This is a genomic window from Pseudomonas triclosanedens, from assembly GCF_026686735.1.
In the GTDB taxonomy this organism is placed as follows: domain Bacteria; phylum Pseudomonadota; class Gammaproteobacteria; order Pseudomonadales; family Pseudomonadaceae; genus Pseudomonas; species Pseudomonas triclosanedens.
Genome location: NZ_CP113432.1, coordinates 4,888,275 through 4,906,477, shown reverse-complemented (window position 1 = coordinate 4,906,477; position 18,203 = coordinate 4,888,275). Strand labels below are relative to the sequence as shown.

Below are 18,203 nucleotides of genomic sequence, written 5' to 3'. Positions count from 1 at the left end.
AACAAGGCCGGCAGAAGGGCGGTGCCCCTGTCTCTAGGATGGCCGTCTGGCGGCAGGCAGAACACGCTGTCCGTCATATCGGATACCGAGCAGGAGTAAGCACTATGGGCGAGCCGTGTCAGTTGTACCTGCGAGTTGCCATCAGCCGCGAGCGGCTGGACGAGTTTCTGCGCAGCGAGGCGGGGGCCGCGACCGAATTCGAGGATCTGCGGCAGTGGTTGCAGGACCATCGCAAGTGGCGCACTCCGTTCACCTGGCCGGAACTGTGCGAGCTGGGGGAGGGCACCTGTGCGGCGGCATGGATTACTGGCTGGCGAGGGCACCTGCGTTCGCCGGCATGCAACCATTACGACGAGGCGACCCAGACCTGGACGCTGGCTGTGCTGGAGTTCGCCGACAGCCTCGACTGGATCGTCGGCGGGATCAACGTGTTGCGGCGCATCGCCGATTTCAAGGACCTGCCCGGAACCGACCTCCTGCTCCTGTACGAGTACCTCTTCGAGCAGGGCGAGGTGGTCGCCGCCGTGGAGCTGACCATCGGTCACTCACGCATTCTGCCGGGTGAGCCGGCACCCGGCATGCTCACCGAAGCCAATCGGGCGATGAATGCGCTGTTGCGCGCAATGGACGTTTCCGGTCGATACAACGTGCAACGAATTTCCGACGAGACGCCTGACCGCGTACCGGAGTGATTTCTTTCAACTGAGAAGCAATATCATATAATCCTGTCTTTCATTCACCTCCGCTCACCGCGCGGAGCTCCCAGGACCTACCCAACCCATGTGCGCTTCTCTTTCGCGCCGCCCGCTCCAGGGGCTGGCTGCATGACTGTCCATCCCGCCGGCGCCGTTGCCGCGCGCATTGTCAGCGCCGTGCTCGGCGGTTATGCCCTGGCCTATGCCGCAACCGCATTCCTCAGCGTCTACCTGCCGATGTCGCGGCCTGATCGCGTTTCCCTCGCCAGCCTGGCCTGCTTCATCGTCTGGGTCGCCGCGATCATCTACGCGTTCGGCGCCCGCAGCCCCTGGCGTGCCGTCTGGGTGCCACTGGCGCTCAGCGTCCTGCTCGGCGTAGCGGCCTTCCTGCCAACCGGCTACGGAGTGCGCCCATGAGCCTGCGCCAGTCCATGTCCGGTCTGCATACCTGGAGCGGCCTGCTGATAAGCTGGATCCTGTTCGTCGTGCTGTTCTCCGGGACCGTCGCGGTGTTCGACAAGGAACTCACCCGCTGGATGACCCCGCAACTGCAGAGGCTGGAGCAGGTGCAGGTTGGCGCCGACCGGATTCGCGACCTGATCGTCGAGCGTGCGCCCAAGGCCCACGGCTACTGGATGCACCCGCCCACCGAGCGTATGCCCTACTGGACTGCAGGCTGGGAGCCCGCCGACCTGGGCGAGTTCCAGTCCTTCCTGGTCGACGCGCAGTCCGGCCAGGTGCTGCCCGGGACCGTGGGCGGCAACTTCTTCCTCGAACTGCACTACGAACTTCACGGCGGCATGCTCGGCCTCTATACCGTCGGCATCGCCGGGGTCTTCATGCTGGTGGCGCTGGTCAGCGGCGCGATCGTCCACCGGCGCATCTTCAAGGACTTCTTCACCCTGCGGCCCAAGGCCGCCAAGCAGCGCGCCTGGCTCGATGCGCACAACGTCCTCGGCGTGCTCGGCCTGCCGTTCCACCTGCTCATGGCCTACACCGGGCTGGCGATCTTCATCACCTTCTATATGACCGCAGGCATCAAGGTCGCCTACAAGAACGACGCCGAACACTTCTTCCATGAAGTGCAGGGCGCCTTCGACCGCGAAGAACTGGGCAAGCCGGCCAAGCCACCGAAATCCATCGATCGCATGATCACCAAGGCACACGAAGCCTGGGGCGACGACAGCCAGGTCGGCTGGATCAATATCGAGCACCCCAACGACGCGGCGGCGATGGTCCAGATCCGTCGCGCCGTCGACCGCAGCATGGTGAACGACCAGCGCACGGTGTCGTTCGATTCCGGCACGGGAGCGCTGCTGCATGTGCAGCCGCCCTACAAGCCCGGTTATCACACCTATGCCTGGCTGACCGGCTTGCACATGGCGCAGTTCGGCAACGAGCTGTTGCGGGTGATGTACTTCCTGCTCGGCCTGGTGGGCTGCACGATGGTCTTCGGCGGTCTGCAGGTCTGGGTGAGCAAGCGCGAGGCGCGCGGGCATCGGGGCGTTGTACTGGTGCGGGTGCTCAATGGCGCGGTGTGCGGCGGGCTGCCGTTGGCCTCGCTGGGGTTGCTGGCGGTATCGCGCCTGCTGCCTGTCGAGATGGCCGGGCGTGAGCGCTGGGAGGCGACCGCGTTCGTGGCGGCTTGGTTGCTGGCGCTGGCCCATGCGCTGTGGCGCCGTGGCGGGCGGGGCATGGCTCGCGAGCAGTGCGGCGCGATGGCTGGTTTGGCGCTGTTGCTGCCGGTGCTTGGCCTGTTCGGGCCTGAGCCCGGCCGCTTGACGACTCGTATCGCCGAGAGCGATTGGTTGATGGCAGGCATCGAGCTTGGCCTGCTGCTGATTGGCGCGTTGTGCGCCTTCCTGGCCTGGCGCCTGGGACAGGAGCGTGCCGAGCCTGTCCGCGGGCGTGGCGCTCGCAACGAGGAGTACGCCTGATGTTACTGGTGTTCGGTTTGAATCTGCTGGCACTGGCAGCGGCCTGCCTGTCGCTCGCTCGGCATCATCGGGATCTGTTTGGCGGTGCGCCGTCGGCGTTGCGGGTGCGGCTGTTGCGTGCCGTCGCACTGGTGGATGGTGCGTTGGCGTTGGCCTTTGCGATCCATCGCATGGGGATCGAGCTGGGTGTCGTCTACTGGGCGTGCCTGTTGATGATAGCGGGTGCCGCGCTGGTTCTGCTGCTGGCCTGGCGGCCCCGTTGGGCGTTGCCAGTGGCGGCGGCGATGCCGGTGTTTGGTGGTGTCCTGGCGGTGATGGGCTGACGCCGGCTTTGCTGGCTGATCGTGGACGGAGTCCGCTCCTACGCGGGCGCAAAGCACCGGTGTTCCCCTGTGAAAATGAATTCATCCGCACGGGCTGTCGCGGACAAGGGCTAGGCGCCCCTGTCTCTCCTACGGGAGCGCAGCTCCGCTTTGGCTCTATAAGACTTCCAGAGAAACATCCGCACACTCCGGGCGCCCCTTCAGGAGGCCGAGTGGTATCGGAGTTTCAGGGAGTGAGCGGCATGGATGCCGCGAGAGCAGCGATGGGCCAGGGATGGCCCTTCGCGGCGTGCCCCTGAAACTTCGATGGAGCGAGGGAACTCCGGCGAAGCCGGGGCCGGATGAGGGGGAAGAGACTTTTGCCTGCTTTGCGTCGTTTGGCAAAGTAGGTCGCCCGAGGGGGGCGAAACAAAATCTCTCAGCACACGCCGAAGGGCGCAGAAACGCCGTACGAGACGGCGATAACGCCAAAGGCGTTATTCGCCCTACGAAGAGCAAAGCCACTCACTCCTCGAACGCCGCCCGATATTCCCCCGGTGTCCCGCCCACCACCGAGCGGAAGCGGTTGGCGAAATGGCTGGCGCTGGAGAACCCGCAGGCCAGCGCCACCTGGCTCAGCGGCTGGCTGGTGTTGCGCAGCAGTTGCTGCGCCAGCGCCACGCGGCGGGCCAGCACGTACTGGTGCGGAGGCATGCCGAAGCTCTCGCGGAACATCCGCGCGAAGTGGTACTCCGACAGCGCCGTCTGCGAGGCCAGTTCGCCCAGCGACAATGGCTGGTCCAGCCGCTGTTCGATGTAGTCGGCCACCCGCCGTCGCATCGCCGGCGCCAGCCCACCCTTGAGCCGCAGCCCATTGCGCAGGCCGACCTGGTTGAGCAGCAGGTGGTCGATCAGATCGTGGGCCAGCGTACTGGTGCGTATGCGCTCGCCCGGCTCGTGCCATTCCAGCTTCACCAGTTGCCGAAAGCGCGCGGCCTGCTGCGGATCGTCGAGGAATGTCCGTTCGTGCAATTGCAGTTCGCGCGGCTCGCGGTCCAGCAGGCGGATGCAGCCCAGCGCGAACTGTTCATTGCCGATGTACAAATGTGCCAGGCGGATGTTGCCGTTGACGATCCAGTTCGCCTCCGAGCCCGCGGGCATTACGCAGAGCTTGTCCGGCGCCCCCTTGTTGCCCGGCGCGCCGCGGCGGAAGGTCCCGGTGCCATCGTTCAGGTAGCACGACAGCGTGTGGTGGCTGGGTGCGTGGTAGTCGCGCGCATCGTGGCTATTGCTCCAGATCGCTGCGGACAGCCCGTCGCCCAGCCCGGCGCAACGCTCGAGACGGGCGTTCGGCGAGGCACTCATCGACTGGAAGACTTCGAGTTGCTGGATGGCGGACATGGTGCATTCCTCTTTGTGCCTACTCTACCGTCGCGGGCGCGAGTTTCCAGCCCGGTCGCCGCAATAAGCGCAAGAATCTGCAAGCCGGCCACGGGCGCCGCCGGGAGACTGGCCGGGTACTGCCCGGAGGTCGTCATGAACCTGTCGCTCTATCTGCTCACCGTGCTCATCTGGGGCACCACCTGGATCGCCATCAAGCTACAGGTCGGTGTCGTCGGCATCCCGCTGTCCATCGCCTACCGCTTCAGCCTCGCGGCGCTGGTGCTGTTCGCCATCCTCCTGCTCAGCCGCAGGCTGCAACCGCTGGGGCGGCGCGGTCAGGCCATCTGCCTTGCGCAGGGCGTGAGCCTGTTCTGCATCAACTTCCTGTGCTTCTACACCGCCAGCCAATGGATCCCCAGCGGGCTGATCGCCGTGGTCTTCTCTACCGCGACCCTCTGGAATGCGCTCAACGCGCGAATCTTCTTTGGCCAGCGCATCGCTCCGAACGTCCTGGGCGGCGGCACTCTGGGGCTGCTGGGGCTGGTCCTGCTGTTCTGGCCCGAGCTCTCCAGACATAGCGCTGGCGCCGAAACCTACTACGGGCTGGGCCTGGCGCTGGCCGGCACGCTCAGCTTCTCCGCCGGCAACCTGCTGTCGAGCCTGCAGCAGAAGGCCGGCCTGCGCCCGTTGTCCACCAATGCCTGGGGCATGCTCTACGGCTCGCTGATCCTCCTGGCGATCTGCCTCGTACAGGGAGTGCCGCTGACTTTCGATACGAGCGTGCAGTACGTCGGCTCGCTGCTCTACCTCGCCATTCCCGGCTCGGTGATCGGCTTCACCGCCTACCTCACCCTCGTCGGCCGCATGGGGCCGGAGCGCGCCGCCTATTGCACCGTGCTGTTCCCGGTGGTCGCGCTGAACGTTTCCGCCTTCGTCGAAGGCTACCAGTGGACGTTGCCGGCGCTGGCCGGGCTGGGGCTGGTGATGGCGGGCAACGTGCTGGTGTTCCGCAAGCCCAGGCCGATTGTGCAACCGGCTCGGGCATGAGGCTGGCGTATTTGGAGGGCGCGGAGCGACCCCGGCGAGCCGCGCGCGGGGGCTGCCAACCCCGCGCAAGATCGCGGCGGATCAGGCCTTCCAGGTCTGCGGGTTGACCAGGTTCTTGGGACGCTCCCCGCGCAGGGCGGCTTCGAAGTTGTCCAGCGCGCACTCAGCCATCGCCCGGCGGGTTTCGAAGGTGGCGGAGCCGATATGCGGCAGGGTCACGGCGTTGGGCAAGGCGAACAGCGGCGATTCGGCCAGCGGCTCCTTCTCGTAGACGTCCAGGCCGGCAGCGAGAATGCGTTTTTCCTGCAGGGCCTGCACCAGCGCGGCTTCGTCGATCACCTGGCCCCGGGCGATGTTGATCAGGATGCCGCTGGGCTTCATCAGTTCCAGTTCTCGCTGGCCGATGAGCTTGCGGGTGGCATCGGAGAGCGGCACCACCACGCAGACGAAGTCCGCCTCGCCCAGCAGTTCGTCGAAGCCGCAGAAGCGCGCGCCCAGTTCCTGCTCCAGTTCCGGCTTGCGGCTGTTGCCGTGGTAGAGCACGTCCATGCTGAAACCGAAACGACCCCTTCGGGCGATGGCCGCGCCGATACGGCCCAGGCCGATGATACCGAGTTTCTTGCCGTACACATCGACGCCGAACTGAGGGGTGCCCACGGTACGCTTCCACTGGCCGGCCTTGGTCCAGGCGTCCAGCTCGGCGGTGCGCCGGGCAGTGGCCATGATCAGTGCGAAACCGAGGTCGGCGGTGGTTTCGGTGAGCACGTCCGGGGTGTTGGTGAGTGGGATGCCACGCTGGTTCAGGTAGTTCAGGTCGTAGTTGTCGTAGCCGACCGAGACGCTGGAGATCACTTCGAGCATGCCGGCCTGTGCCAGTTGCTTCTCGCCCAGCGGGCGACCAACGCCGATCATGCCGTGGGCGGTCGGCAGGGCGGCGGCGAGTTGCGCATCCACGTCGCCCTGCTTGGGGTCGAGCACGGTGACGTTGAACTGGCTGCGCAGACGGTCGAGATGTTCCGGGGCAAGGCGGCTGAAGACGAAGACGTTCTTTTTCATGGTGCTCGGACTGCAGGAAATCGGGAAGCCTACCCTACCATCGCCGAACTGGCGCGGCGCAAGGCCGGCGTGTGCGTCGGGCGATTACCGAACGTCGGGGGACTGGAGCGCACAGGCATGGCGAGCTTGCGGGCAGGCTCGTTCGCACCGGGGCGAAGTTGCTTCGAGCTTGCCCGCGAAACGCCGGATCGAAGGTCAGGAGGTGACGTTGGCAATGCCCGCGCCATCGGCCTGTAGCACGCCGGGGAGGTTCTCCCGCAGGTAGGCGACCCAGGTTTTGATCTTGGCGTCGAGGTATTGCCGCGATGGGTAGAGGGCGTAGACGTTGAGCAACTGCAGCTTGTAGTGCGGCAGCACACGTACCAGGGAGCCGTCGCGCAGGCCATCGATCGCCGAGTACACGGGCAGGGCGCTGATGCCCATGCCGGAGCTGATCGCCTCGGTCATGGCGTCGCCCACGTTCACCTGGAAGGGGGATGGGCCGAGGGTGATCATTTCCTGGCCGTTGGGGCCGTCGAACAGCCACTTGTCCAGCGGCAGGACGGGGCTGATCAGGCGCAGGCAGTCGTGCTCGATCAGGTCCGACGGCGTTTTCGGTGCGCCACGGCGGGCCAGGTAGTCGGGCGATGCGCAGAGGATGCTGTAGGTCTCGCCGATGCGCTGCGAGACCAGCCCCGAGTCGGGCAGTTCGGAGGCGACCACGATGGCCACGTCGAAGCCTTCGTCGAGCAGGTCGGGCACTCGGTTGGCCATCGTCAGTTCGAAGGTGACTTCCGGGTGCTGCTGGCGATAGTGGGCGATGGCGCGGATCACATAGTGCTGGCCGATGCCGGTCATGGAGTGGACTCGCAGGCGTCCGGCAGGGCGCGCGTGGGCGTCGCTGGCCTCGGCCTCCGCTTCCTCGACATAGGCGAGGATCTGCTCGCAGCGCAGCAGGTAGCGCTGGCCGGCTTCGGTCAGGGCGATGCGCCGGGTGGTGCGATTGAGCAGGCGAGTCTGGAGGTGCGACTCCAGATTGGCCACGGCCCGCGAAACGTAGGCGGTGGTGGTGTTCAGCTGCTGCGCGGCGGCAGTGAAACTGCCGGTTTCCGCGACGCAGACGAACGCACGCATGGTCTGCAATGTGTCCATTGGGGCCTCGTCAGTGGGAGAGGCGTATTGTCACATGGATGGAGAAACATATTGTTTCATTATCGGTAACAAACAATCGCAAATCAGCCGACTTATCCGTTCCCTTCCGCATCCCTAGAATTCAATCGCCGCAATTGGCTTTGGCGGCTACCCTTCGCTGATAGCAAGATCACCTTCCAGGACCCTCATCGTGTCGCGTCACCTCATGAAAGGACTGACGTTCGTCGGCTCCTTTGTCATTTTTTCAACAATCGCCGGATGTATCAGTACCAATGGTATCGCCCCGCAGGAGCAGCGTCTGGGCGACGCCGAACTGGCCACCGACGCCGCTATCGAGCACGCCAACCGCGAAGCCGGCTGGCCCGCCGAGCAGTGGTGGCGCGCCTATGGCGATCCGCAGTTGAATGCCTGGGTGAAGACCGCGCTGGAGGGCAGCCCGACGCTGGCCCAGGCCGAAGCCCGGGTACGCATGGCCATGTCGATGGCCGGGATCGCCGAATCCGCCGAGTCGCCGCAGATCGGCGTCGACGCCTCGCTGACCCGTCACCGCTGGCCGACCGACTACTTCTACGGCCCGGGCGACCTGGCCGACACCACCACGTTCAACAACAATGCCGCGCTGGGCTTCAGCTATTCGCTGGACCTGTGGGGGCGCGAGCGCAGCAACACCGAGCGCTATCTGAACATCGCCAAGATGACCGCCGCCGAAGCGCGCATGGCCCAACTGGAGCTGGAGAGCAACATCGTCCGCGCCTATATCCAGTTGTCGCTGCAATACGCCGAGCTGGATATCGGCAAGGCCATGCTCAAGCAGCAGGAAGGCATCCTTGCGCTGGCCCAGCGCCGTCTGGCCGGTGGCATCGGCACTCATTTCGAAGTCAGCCAGGCGGAAGTCCCGCTGCCGGAAACCGAGCGCAAGATCGAGGCAGTGGACGAGGCCATCCAACTGACCCGCAACCAGATCGCGGCGCTGGCCGGCAAGGGGCCGGGCGCTGGCGCCTCCATCCAGCGTCCGAGCCTGAAACTCACCGAAGGCCCGGGGCTGCCCAGCAAGGTGCCGATGGAGCTGCTCGGTCATCGTCCGGACGTGGTCGCCGCCCGCTGGAAGGTCGCGGCCCAGGCCAAGGGCGTGGATGTCGCCCGCGCCGAGTTCTACCCCAACGTCGACCTGATCGCGAGCATCGGCTACAGCGCGGTAGGCGGCGGGGTGCTGGAGTTCCTCAACGCCGAGAAGTTCACCTATGGCGTCGGCCCGGCCGTTTCGTTGCCGATCTTCGATGGCGGTCGCCGCCGCTCCCAGCTCGGCCAGGAGTCGGCCGGCTACGACGCCGCCGTGGCGCAGTACAACCAGACCCTGGTCAACGCGCTCAAGGGCATCTCCGACCAGTTGATCCGCATGCACTCGATGGAGCTGCAGGAAGGCTTCGCCGCCAAGTCCGTGGCTTCGGCCCAGCGTACCTACGACATTGCCACCAAGGCGTACCGTGGCGGCCTGACCGACTATCTCAACGTGCTCAACGCGCAGACCCGGTTGTTCCAGCAGCAACTGGTCGAGCAGCAGGTTCGCGCCGCTCGCCTGGCCACCCATGCCGGCCTGGTGGTCGCCCTCGGTGGCGGCCTGATGGATGTGAAGGAAGGTCCGAAGGAACACAAGATGGTTCCCGAGACCGTCGACGTCCGTGCGGTGGGCGAGCGCTGAGATGGCGGGCAACGAACAGTTGTTCAGGCCCGGCCGGACAGCGCCGCTCGAGGCGCTGCGCCGCGCGGTGCTGGACTGGGCGCGTAGCGATGGCGTCACCTGGATCTACATCGCCAAGGTGCTGCTCGCGTCGCTGCTGACCCTGTGGCTGGCAATGCGCCTGGAACTGCCGCAGCCGAGCACGGCGACCATCACCGTGTTCATCGTCATGCAGCCGCAGAGCGGCCAGGTGTTCGCCAAAAGCTTCTACCGGATTCTCGGCAGTGTCGTCGGCCTGACCGTGATGGTCGCGCTGATCGCCATCTTCGCCCAGCAGCGCGAGCTGTTCCTGCTGGTCTCGGCGTTGTGGATCGGCCTGTGCACCGTCGGCGCCGCGCGCTACCGCGACTTCCGTTCCTACGCTTGCGTGCTCGCCGGCTATACCGCGACGCTGATCGGCCTGCCAGCCACGCTGCACCCTGAGGCGGCCTTCATGTCGGCGGTCTGGCGGGTACTGGAAATCAGCCTCGGCATTCTCTGTTCGATGGTGGTGAGCGCCACGCTATTCCCGCAGACATCCAGTACTGCCATGCGCAACGCGCTGTACCAGCGTTTCGGCGCCTTCGCCGGCTTCGTGCTGAACAACCTCGGCGGGGGCGAACGACCGAAGTTCGAGGCGGCCAACGTGGCCTTCGCCGCCCAGGCCGTGGGCCTGGAGGCGCTGCGCAGCGTCACCAGTTTCGAAGACCCGCATATGCGCCTGCGTTCCGGCCGCCTGTCGCGCCTGAACAACGAGTTCATGGTACTGACCACGCGCTACCACGCCTTGCATCAGTTGCTCTCGCGTCTGCGTGCGCAGCAGGCCAAGGAAGTGCTGCGGGCGTTGCAGCCGTGCCTGGACGAACTCGCCCAGGTGCTCGGCCCGTGGCGCGACCAGTCGGTGACCGACCGTGACGCGGAGCTACTCGCCACGCAGCTCGAAAGCCATCGCTCGCGGATGATGCAGCGTATCCGCAGTGGCCGCGCGCAACTGCTCGCCGAGCAGGACGACGAGGCTGCGTTGCTGGACTACAACACTGCCGGCGAGCTGCTCTATCGACTTGCCGACGACCTCTACAACTACGCCCAGACCCACGCCTCCCTGGCCGCCCACAAGCACGAGCGGGAGAACTGGAAGCACGGCTTCTCGGCCAAGGCCAACCTGGTAGCCTCGCTGGTCGCCGGCGGCCGTACCGCGCTGATGGTACTGGTATTCGGCATCTTCTGGATCGAGACCGCCTGGCCCAGCGGCAGCACCTTCGTGCTCAATGCCGCTGCCGTTGCCGCGCTGGTCTCGGCCGCGCCGGACCCGGCGAAGATGGCGATGCAGATGGCCGTGGGGACCTTCATCGCGGCGATCCTCGGCTTTTCCGAGACCTTCTTCGTGTTCCCGCACCTCGACGGCTTCGCGCTGCTGGCCTTCGCCCTGGCGCCGGTGTTCGCGGTGGGAGCGTACTTCTCGACCAAGCCCAGTTACGCCGGCTACGGCCTGGGCCTGCTGGTGTTCTTCAGCTTCGGCGCGATCCCGGCGAACCTGACCGTCTACGATCCGGGGCGCATGCTCAACGAGTACATCGCCCTGGTGTTATCGCAAAGCCTGGCGGCGGTGGTGGCCGCGGTGATCATGCCGCCGACCAGCGCGTGGCTGTGGCGTCGCCTGGAAAGGGACCTGCGCCTGCGTGTGGTGGAGGCCATCAGTGGCCGCCTCGACGGCCTGGTTTCGTCCTTCGAGAGCGGCACCCGCGACCTGCTCAACCAGGCCTACGGCCTTGCCGCGCGCAGCCCGCAGATGCAGCGCCGGCTGCTGCGCTGGACCTTCGTGGTGCTGGAGGTGGGGCACGCCATCATCGAGCTGCGTGCCGAACAGGAAGCGCTGCCCGACGAGCCCTGCTATGCCGAGTCGACACCCTGGCGGCAGTCCATCCGGGCGATGGGCCGTGCGCTGATCCGCCTGTTCGTGCAGCCCGGCGAAGCCAACCGCGAGCGCGCGCTGGCCGCCGTGCAGCAGGCCATCGACTGCGTGAAGGGCACCGACGAGCCGCGCGCCCCGGACTTCGAAAGCTCGCCGCTGCGCCGCGTGCTCAGCTACCTGCATTTCATCCGCAGCACACTGCTCGATCCGCAGTCGCCGCTGCGCGATACCGAACCGACTTCAGGAAATGCCATCCATGTTGCCTGACCTGCCCCGCGAGATCGCATTCCACGGGGTCTACATGCCGACCCTGACCCTGATGTTCATCGTTGCCGCGGTGCTCTGCTGGGGCATCGACCGGATCTTTGCGTCCATCGGCCTGTACCGTTTCACCTGGCATCCGGCGCTATTCCGCGTGTGCCTGTTCGCCTGCCTGTTTGGCGGGCTATCCCTCACTATTTACAAGTAACGAGCGTGCAGCAATGACCCTCAAATCCATCATCAGCCTGTTGGCGACCCTGATCATCCTGGCGGTCGCCGCGTTGATCGGACGCGCCCTCTGGGTGAACTACATGGATACGCCCTGGACCCGCGACGGCCGGGTGCGCGCCGACATCATCAACGTCGCCGCCGACGTTTCCGGCGTGGTGGTCGACGTGCCGGTGCGCGATAACCAGCGGGTGAAGAAAGGCGACCTGCTGATGCAGATCGACCCCGATCACTACCGCATTGCCGTGAAGCAGGCCGAAGCGCTGGTCGCCTCGCGCAAGGCCACCCTGCAGATGCGCCAGCTCAACGCCAAGCGCCGCCGGGCGATGGATGAGGAAGTCGTCTCGCGCGAGAGCCTGGACGACGCCAGCAATACCGCCGCCGCCTCCGAGGCCGACTACGAGCAGGCCCTGGCCGCGCTGGATGCCGCCAAGCTGAACCTGGAACGCACCCAGGTGCGCGCATCGGTGGATGGCTACGTGACCAACCTCAACGTGCACCGTGGCGACTACGCCCGTGTGGGCGATGCGAAGATGGCGGTGGTCGACGAGAACTCCTACTGGATCTACGGCTACTTCGAGGAAACCAAGTTGCCGCACATCCGCGTGGGCGATCCGGCGGAGCTGCAACTGATGAGCGGCGAGCGCCTGAAAGGCCATGTCGAGAGCATCGCTCGTGCCATTTACGACCGCGACAACCCGGAAAGCCGAGAACTGGTGGCCGACGTGAACCCGACCTTCAACTGGGTACGCCTGGCCCAGCGCGTGCCGGTGCGCATCCACATCGACGAAGTGCCGGACGGCGTGCTGCTGGCGGCGGGCATCACCGCCACCGTGATCGTCAACCCGGAGAGCCGTGACGCTGAACGCTCGGACGGAGCGGCTGCGCCGCAGTGATTCGGTAGGTTCGATGAAAACGGGAGCTTCGGCTCCCGTTCTCATTTGGCGTGCGGGGCAGCTTCCTTGCCGGAGCTGCTCGCTCGCAAGCCCCCAACTCCGATCATTCTGCACCTGCAGGAGCTAGCGTTTCGCACTACCGATCCTGCGGGCTGCGCGTCATGGGCTGTTCATTATCCGGTGTGTTCGCGCCGCCGGTTCTTGTAGCTGCCGCGAATGTTCATCGCCGCCAGGCATAACTGAAGCGTCACCAGTGCGTAGGCTTTGACGGGAATACCCCAGGCTATCCACAGCGCGTTGCTGGCGAGGAATACCCAGAAGCCGGCTTTGCGTCGCCTTCGGTCGCGGGAGCCGACGAGCCAGGCGGCGAGGATGGTGACCAGCATGGCTGGCCACTGCAACAGGTCGATCATCTCGTTCATGGGCAATCGGGTTCAGGCCGGTGTCCTGACTTCAGACCAGCCCCGGCGCGGCAAAGTGCGGTCGAATAGGGTAGCCGTCGAGCAGCGCGTTGGTTTTCACCGGGTCCAGCTCGCCATTGAACGGCACGCCGAGTGCCTGGCGGTGGATACCGGTGGCGGCCAGCCAGAGGGTATCGATGCGCGCTGCCAGCGCTCCCGGCACGTCGGTTACCAGCGAGTCGCCAACGAACAGGATATGCGCCGCGCCACGTGCTTCCAGTTGCCTCTGGGCGATGCGGAAGGCCGCAGGGTCCGGCTTGCCGTACCAGTGCACACGGCCGCCTTCCTCGGCGAAGGCTTCGGCGAGGCGGCCGGCACCGAACACTGTCTCACCGCCGGAAACCACCACGCGGTCGGGGTTGGCGCACAGGAACGGCTTGTCGGTGGCACCGCGCAGTGGCGCGAAGCGTTCTTCCAGTTCGTCCTGCGGGAAGCTGCCAACGCCGAGGATCAGCGAGGCGGCGTGGATGTCGTCGCAGAAGCGCTCGCGGATTTCCGCAGGCCAGGTGGTCAGCGCATCGCCCACGCCGACGGTGTAGATGCCGCCGCGCTGGAATTCGCGTTCGTGGGTGAAGGCATCGATGGCCAGTTGGCCGGAGGTGGTGATGCCGGCGAACAGCTCGCGGGCGACGCCCAGGCGCACCAGGGTGTCGGCCATTTCAGGAACGCTGCGCGAGGCGTTGCTCAGGAACCACACCGGCTTGCCTTCGGCGGCGCGGCGGGCGAGCCAGTCGAGGGCACCGGGGAAGACCTCGACGCCATCGATCAGCACACCCCAGAGGTCGAGCAGGAAACCGTCGTAATCGGCGCAGAAGGTATCCAGGCCGGCGTGGTCGATGTAGCGGGTGTGGGTGACAGCGCTGAAGCGGGAGGAGGTCATGGAGAGCCTGTCGAGCGGGTAGGTGAGTCTCCTAACCTACCGCACTCGCATGACCGGTGACGATCTCAGTGGCCGAGGTGCGGCGGGCGCTCTTCGTTGAAGGTGCTCACCAGCCACTCCTTGAGGTGGCAACTGGAGAAGACGGTGGTGCTGCAATTACCGCTGGCCAGGGCTTCGCGCAGTTTGTTCACGTCGGCCTTCTGCACGTAGGCGATGGCGTCGGTCATGTCGTCTTCGGTGCCGAAGCCGCCCTGAGTCATTTCCTTCAGCGCGTCTTCCTTGCTCCAGCCCTCGACCACAGTGCGGTACATGGCGGCGAACAGGCCGGTACGGTCACGCCCGTGCTTGCAGTGCATCAGTACCGGGCCTTGCAGCTCGGCCTGCTGGAGAATGCGCAGGACCTTCAGCACGTCGGCATCGTCGACGCGGTCGGCGTGGGTGGGGAAGCTCACCACGTTGATCGGCTGGTCGCCAACCCAGGTCTTGTCGTCGTCCTTGATGAAGCTGACGACGGTTTTCACCTTGAGCTGTTCTAGCAGCGGCAGGTTCTGGCTGTTGGGCAGGGCGCTGCGGTACAGGGTCGGCGACATCTGGTAGAGGTTGAACGACTTGTCCACAGGCTTGGCCCAGTCGGACGGCGCTTCGCCGGCGGCGAAGGCGAGCGGGGCACCGAGGCTGATCATCAGTACGGCGGCACGCAGGATGCGGGGGAAGGACATAGGCACTCCTCGAAAGGTCCGCGCCACCATAGGCGGCGCGGGGTTGTGCCCTGATGAAATGAGTGTGAAGAAAATGTGAAGGTGCCTCAGCGGGCATCCTTGGGCAGGAACCGGACCAGGACGCCGGGGCGGAAGAACCACCAGACGCTCAGCGGGTAGCACAGGTAGTTGAGAAAATAGATCAGCAGCGCGGCGGGGCTTGGCGTGTTCTTCCATGCCGCCATTCCCACCAGGAGCAGGTACAGCACCGCCAATGCGCCGCCATACAGCGCGGTGAGCCGCCAGCGCTCGCCGGTTTCGGCCAGGCGCTTCTGGCTGCGGGCGAACCAGAAAGCCATCGCAGCCGCGATTGCCGCCGCCACCAGCAGCGTCGCAGGCACCCCGCCTACCCGCAATAGCCCGCGCGCCACCACGTTGAGCAAGAACGCGGCGAGGATGCCAGCCACGGCCAGGTAGCGGATGCGATAGGTCATCAGAGTTGTCCGTTCAGCCCGAAGCGTTTCTTCAGCACCTTGTCCATAAGCCCGGTCGGCATCCAGCGCGCGAGCAGCGGCAGGGCGCGGCTGCCGTTGCCGATGCGCACCAGACGCGGACGGGGCGAGCGCTGCACGGCGGCCAGTAGCTGGCGGGCGAAATCGCTGGCGGGTGTGGGGTTGTCCTGGGACGCGGCGGCGCGCGCCTGGATGAATGTGCGCAGCGGCCACCATGCGGAGCTTTCACTGATCACGGCGGACATCTCGCGGCTGGCGTTGGCGCCGAAGTTGGAGGCAATGGCGCCGGGCTGCACTTCCATCACGTCGATGCCGAACGGGGCCAGCTCCAGGCGCAGCGCGTCGTTGAGCGCATGCACCGCCGCCTTGGAGGCGCAGTAGGCGCCGGCGAAGGGCGTGACCAGCACGCCCGACACGCTGCCGATGTTCACCACCAGCCCGCGCCGGGCGCGCAGGGCCGGGAATAGCGCTCGGGTCATGCCGACCACGGCGAACACGTTGGTCTCGAACTGCTTGCGGATCGCCACGCTGCCGCCGTCCAGCAACGGACCCATCGCGCCGTAACCGGCGTTATTGACCAGCACATCCAGGCCGCCGGCCTCGCGCTGCACCTGTTCGGCGAGACGTTCCACGGCGGCTTCGTCGTTGACGTCCAGCAGCACACCGCGAAAGCCAGCCTGATCGAGGGCGGCGACATCCTCGTCGCGGCGGGCAGTGGCCCAGACCTGATACCCCGCTCCCTGGAACACCTCGGCGAGAGCGCGGCCGATACCGCTGGAGCAACCGGTGATGAGCACGACGGGCTGGGACATGACGTGGGATTCCTTGGGCAGGGGGCGGCACTACCGTACAAGATTGCGCCGGGCAGGTGAATCTCAGTTGCCGAAGCGGCCGTCTACCCGCTCGGCGCGGAACTCCAGGGTGCTGGCGCGATAGCCGGGGCGCAGCGGCGGCAGCGGCAGGCAGTCGCTCCACGCATCGCCTGGCAGGAGTGCGCCGGGACCACGGTAGCGTGGGGCTTCGTAGAGGTTTTCGGCGAGGTCGGTGGTGTCGCCGGGACGGTAGGCGGCGACCTTCCAGCGCAGTTCCAGCAACGGGCGCGAGGCCCCGTTTCGCAGGCTGATAGCCAGGGGGCGGCCGGGGGCGCATTGCTCGGGCTGGTAGGCGATGCGCAGTTCCAGATGCTGCAACTGGCGGGCGTCGCTGCTGTCCTGCCAGATGGCGAGGGCGATCACCACGGCCAGGCCAACCAGCCCGGCGCCGGAAATCGGCAGGGCGCGGGAGGGGTAGCGGATCAGCAGGACGACCCAGGTGACGATCAGCAGGATGCCGTACAGCATGGAACGCTCCATGGCGGGTATGGAGCACTACCTTAGCAGGCGGCGGGCTGGAGCGGGTTGATGTGGAGCGTGGGCAGACGAGGATAAAAAAGCCCCCCGTACCACAGGATACGGGGGCTTTGGCGCCGATGGGGGAAGCGCCAGGTTCAGCGAACCACTGCGCGCAGCTCCACGGTTTCCGTGGTGCGGCCGTAGACGTCTTCCAGACGTTCGATATCGTCTTCTCCCAGGTAGCTGCCCGATTGCACCTCGATGATCTCCAGCGGGATCTTGCCCGGGTTGGCCAGGCGGTGGACCGAGGCGATCGGGATATAGGTGGACTGGTTTTCGGTGAGCAGGAAGGTCTTGTCGTCACAGGTCACCTGGGCCGTGCCGGAGACGACGATCCAGTGCTCTGCGCGATGGTGGTGCATCTGCAGCGAAAGACGCGCGCCGGGCTTGACGGTGATGTGCTTGACCTGGAAGCGGCCGCCCATGTCCACCGAGTCGTAGGAACCCCACGGGCGGTAGACCTGGCAGTGGTTCTGGGTCTCGCTGCGCCCGGCGGCGTCGAGCTGGTTGACCACCTTCTTCACGTCCTGCACACGGTCCTTGTGGGCGATCATCATGGCGTCCTTGGTCTCGACCACGACTATGTCTTCCAGGCCCACCACCGACACCAGCTTGCCGTTGCCGTGCACCAGGCAGTTGTGGCTGTCGTGCACTACCACGTCGCCCACGGTGACGTTGCCGTCGGCGTCCTTGTCGTGGACTTCCCAGATCGACGACCAGCTACCCACGTCGTTCCAGCCGGCGGCCAGCGGCACCACACAGGCCCGGCGGGTCTTCTCCATCACCGCGTAGTCGATGGAATTGTCCGGGCAGCACTCGAAGGTGGCCGGGTCGATACTGACCAGTTCGCCGTCGCGCTGGCTGCGCTCCAGGGCCAGCAGGCAGGTGTCGTAGATGTCGGTGTCGTGTTTCTTGAGCTCTTCCAGGTAGCGGCTGGCGCGGAACAGGAACATGCCGCTGTTCCAGAAGTAGCCGCCGTCCTCGACGAACTGCCGGGCGCGCGCCTCATCGGGTTTCTCGACGAAGCGCTCGACGCGGATCACGCCCTCGGGCAGCCCGCGCTCGTCGCCGGACTTGATGTAGCCGTAGCCGGTTTCGGGACGGTCGGCGGGGACGCCGAAGAGCACCATTTCACCCCGTTCGGCGGCGTTGGTGGCTAGCGCCAGGGCGCGCTGGAAGGCGCGCTGGTCTTCGATCACGTGGTCGGCAGGGAGGATCAGCAGCAGTTCGTCGCGGCCTTCGGCGATGAGCTTCATGGCGGCGATGGCCACCGCCGGCGCGGTGTTGCGGCCGAAGGGTTCGAGCAGGATCGACTGGGTCTTGAGGCTCAGCGCTTCAAGCTGCTCCTGGACGATGAAGCGGTGTTCCAGGTTGCTGACCACTACCGGCGCTTCCATGCCGTCGAAGACCAGGCGTTCGAGGGTCTGCTGGAACAGGGTGTGCTCGCCGGTAAGAGCGAGGAACTGTTTGGGATACTGCTTGCGGGAAAGAGGCCAGAGTCGCGAGCCGCTGCCACCGGAAAGGATTACTGGGATCATCGGGTTTCTCCTAAAGCGTTTGCGTACTGTGGGCCGGACCGCTTCATGCGGACCGGCGTACCGTTTGGGTGACCTCTCCTGTGCATGCCGTGGTTGCGGTGCACGGGTCTTGCTGCCGGTGTGGGGCCGGTCTTGTTGTTCTCTCGGGGGGCGTACTG

General features: G+C 65.9%; 19 protein-coding genes. 9 read left to right on the top strand and 10 right to left on the bottom strand.

From position 1 onward, the window contains the following. Positions 1-104: 104 nt before the first annotated feature. The 4 genes from OU419_RS22690 to OU419_RS22675 all read left to right on the top strand — a co-directional run bounded on the left by OU419_RS22690 (position 105) and on the right by OU419_RS22675 (position 2,955). Entirely contained in the window at positions 105-692 is a 588-nt protein-coding gene (locus tag OU419_RS22690; RefSeq protein ID WP_254470508.1) for a hypothetical protein, read from the top strand. A gap of 132 nt (positions 693-824) precedes the next feature. After that, positions 825-1,112 (top strand): DUF3649 domain-containing protein, encoded by a 288-nt coding sequence (locus OU419_RS22685; protein ID WP_254470509.1) that lies wholly within the window; start codon positions 825-827, stop codon positions 1,110-1,112. Beyond that, a complete protein-coding gene (locus OU419_RS22680; protein ID WP_254470510.1) occupies positions 1,109-2,632 on the top strand; it encodes a PepSY-associated TM helix domain-containing protein in 1,524 nt (507 codons plus the stop codon). The genes OU419_RS22685 and OU419_RS22680 overlap by 4 nt, the downstream gene beginning before the upstream one ends. Continuing rightward, positions 2,632-2,955 (top strand): DUF3325 domain-containing protein, encoded by a 324-nt coding sequence (locus OU419_RS22675; RefSeq protein ID WP_254470511.1) that lies wholly within the window; start codon positions 2,632-2,634, stop codon positions 2,953-2,955. Before OU419_RS22680 ends, OU419_RS22675 begins: the two co-directional genes overlap by 1 nt. Before the next feature lie 504 nt (positions 2,956-3,459). On the opposite strand, the gene OU419_RS22670 is transcribed toward OU419_RS22675, so the two are convergent. Further along, positions 3,460-4,335, bottom strand: a complete 876-nt coding sequence (locus OU419_RS22670) for a helix-turn-helix domain-containing protein (RefSeq protein WP_254470512.1) — start codon at positions 4,333-4,335, stop codon at positions 3,460-3,462. Between the two features lie 135 nt (positions 4,336-4,470). Here OU419_RS22670 and OU419_RS22665 point away from each other — a divergent pair, with 135 nt between their 5' ends. Continuing rightward, complete coding sequence (locus tag OU419_RS22665) at positions 4,471-5,364, top strand: DMT family transporter (RefSeq protein ID WP_254470513.1); 894 nt, start codon at positions 4,471-4,473, stop codon at positions 5,362-5,364. 81 nt (positions 5,365-5,445) lie between these two features. On the opposite strand, the gene OU419_RS22660 is transcribed toward OU419_RS22665, so the two are convergent. Further along, positions 5,446-6,420: a 2-hydroxyacid dehydrogenase gene (locus OU419_RS22660; protein WP_254470514.1), complete on the bottom strand. Its 975-nt coding sequence runs from the start codon at positions 6,418-6,420 to the stop codon at positions 5,446-5,448. Between the two features lie 195 nt (positions 6,421-6,615). Further along, on the bottom strand, positions 6,616-7,551 hold the full coding sequence (locus OU419_RS22655; RefSeq protein ID WP_254470515.1) for a LysR family transcriptional regulator: 936 nt from the start codon (positions 7,549-7,551) through the stop codon (positions 6,616-6,618). 205 nt (positions 7,552-7,756) lie between these two features. Between OU419_RS22655 and OU419_RS22650 the strand changes: the two genes are divergently transcribed. From OU419_RS22650 to OU419_RS22635, 4 genes are read left to right on the top strand one after another with little or no spacing between them, the layout of a single operon-like run. Next, positions 7,757-9,250 (top strand): efflux transporter outer membrane subunit, encoded by a 1,494-nt coding sequence (locus OU419_RS22650; protein WP_254470876.1) that lies wholly within the window; start codon positions 7,757-7,759, stop codon positions 9,248-9,250. Between the two features lies 1 nt (position 9,251). Further along, a complete protein-coding gene (locus OU419_RS22645) occupies positions 9,252-11,447 on the top strand; it encodes an FUSC family protein (RefSeq protein ID WP_254470516.1) in 2,196 nt (731 codons plus the stop codon). Position 11,448: 1 nt separating this feature from the next. Then, on the top strand, positions 11,449-11,649 hold the full coding sequence (locus OU419_RS22640) for a DUF1656 domain-containing protein (protein ID WP_254470877.1): 201 nt from the start codon (positions 11,449-11,451) through the stop codon (positions 11,647-11,649). 13 nt (positions 11,650-11,662) lie between these two features. Continuing rightward, positions 11,663-12,565 (top strand): efflux RND transporter periplasmic adaptor subunit, encoded by a 903-nt coding sequence (locus OU419_RS22635; protein WP_254470517.1) that lies wholly within the window; start codon positions 11,663-11,665, stop codon positions 12,563-12,565. 173 nt (positions 12,566-12,738) lie between these two features. On the opposite strand, the gene OU419_RS22630 is transcribed toward OU419_RS22635, so the two are convergent. The 7 genes from OU419_RS22630 to OU419_RS22600 all read right to left on the bottom strand — a co-directional run bounded on the left by OU419_RS22630 (position 12,739) and on the right by OU419_RS22600 (position 18,045). Then, the gene (locus OU419_RS22630; protein ID WP_254470518.1) at positions 12,739-12,987 is read right to left on the bottom strand and encodes a hypothetical protein; all 249 of its coding nucleotides are present in this window, start codon (positions 12,985-12,987) and stop codon (positions 12,739-12,741) included. Between the two features lie 31 nt (positions 12,988-13,018). Next, on the bottom strand, positions 13,019-13,906 hold the full coding sequence (locus OU419_RS22625; protein ID WP_254470519.1) for a TIGR01459 family HAD-type hydrolase: 888 nt from the start codon (positions 13,904-13,906) through the stop codon (positions 13,019-13,021). 65 nt (positions 13,907-13,971) lie between these two features. Then, positions 13,972-14,625 carry a tyrosine-protein phosphatase gene (locus OU419_RS22620; RefSeq protein ID WP_254470520.1) on the bottom strand — a complete coding sequence of 218 codons (654 nt, stop codon included), beginning with the start codon at positions 14,623-14,625 and terminating at the stop codon, positions 13,972-13,974. 86 nt (positions 14,626-14,711) lie between these two features. After that, positions 14,712-15,098 carry a hypothetical protein gene (locus OU419_RS22615; RefSeq protein WP_254470521.1) on the bottom strand — a complete coding sequence of 129 codons (387 nt, stop codon included), beginning with the start codon at positions 15,096-15,098 and terminating at the stop codon, positions 14,712-14,714. Continuing rightward, positions 15,098-15,928 (bottom strand): SDR family oxidoreductase, encoded by an 831-nt coding sequence (locus tag OU419_RS22610; RefSeq protein WP_254470522.1) that lies wholly within the window; start codon positions 15,926-15,928, stop codon positions 15,098-15,100. Before OU419_RS22610 ends, OU419_RS22615 begins: the two co-directional genes overlap by 1 nt. A 63-nt stretch (positions 15,929-15,991) precedes the next feature. Continuing rightward, entirely contained in the window at positions 15,992-16,456 is a 465-nt protein-coding gene (locus OU419_RS22605; RefSeq protein ID WP_254470523.1) for a multidrug transporter, read from the bottom strand. Positions 16,457-16,602: 146 nt separating this feature from the next. Then, positions 16,603-18,045 carry a mannose-1-phosphate guanylyltransferase/mannose-6-phosphate isomerase gene (locus tag OU419_RS22600; RefSeq protein ID WP_254470524.1) on the bottom strand — a complete coding sequence of 481 codons (1,443 nt, stop codon included), beginning with the start codon at positions 18,043-18,045 and terminating at the stop codon, positions 16,603-16,605. Positions 18,046-18,203 lie beyond the last annotated feature (158 nt).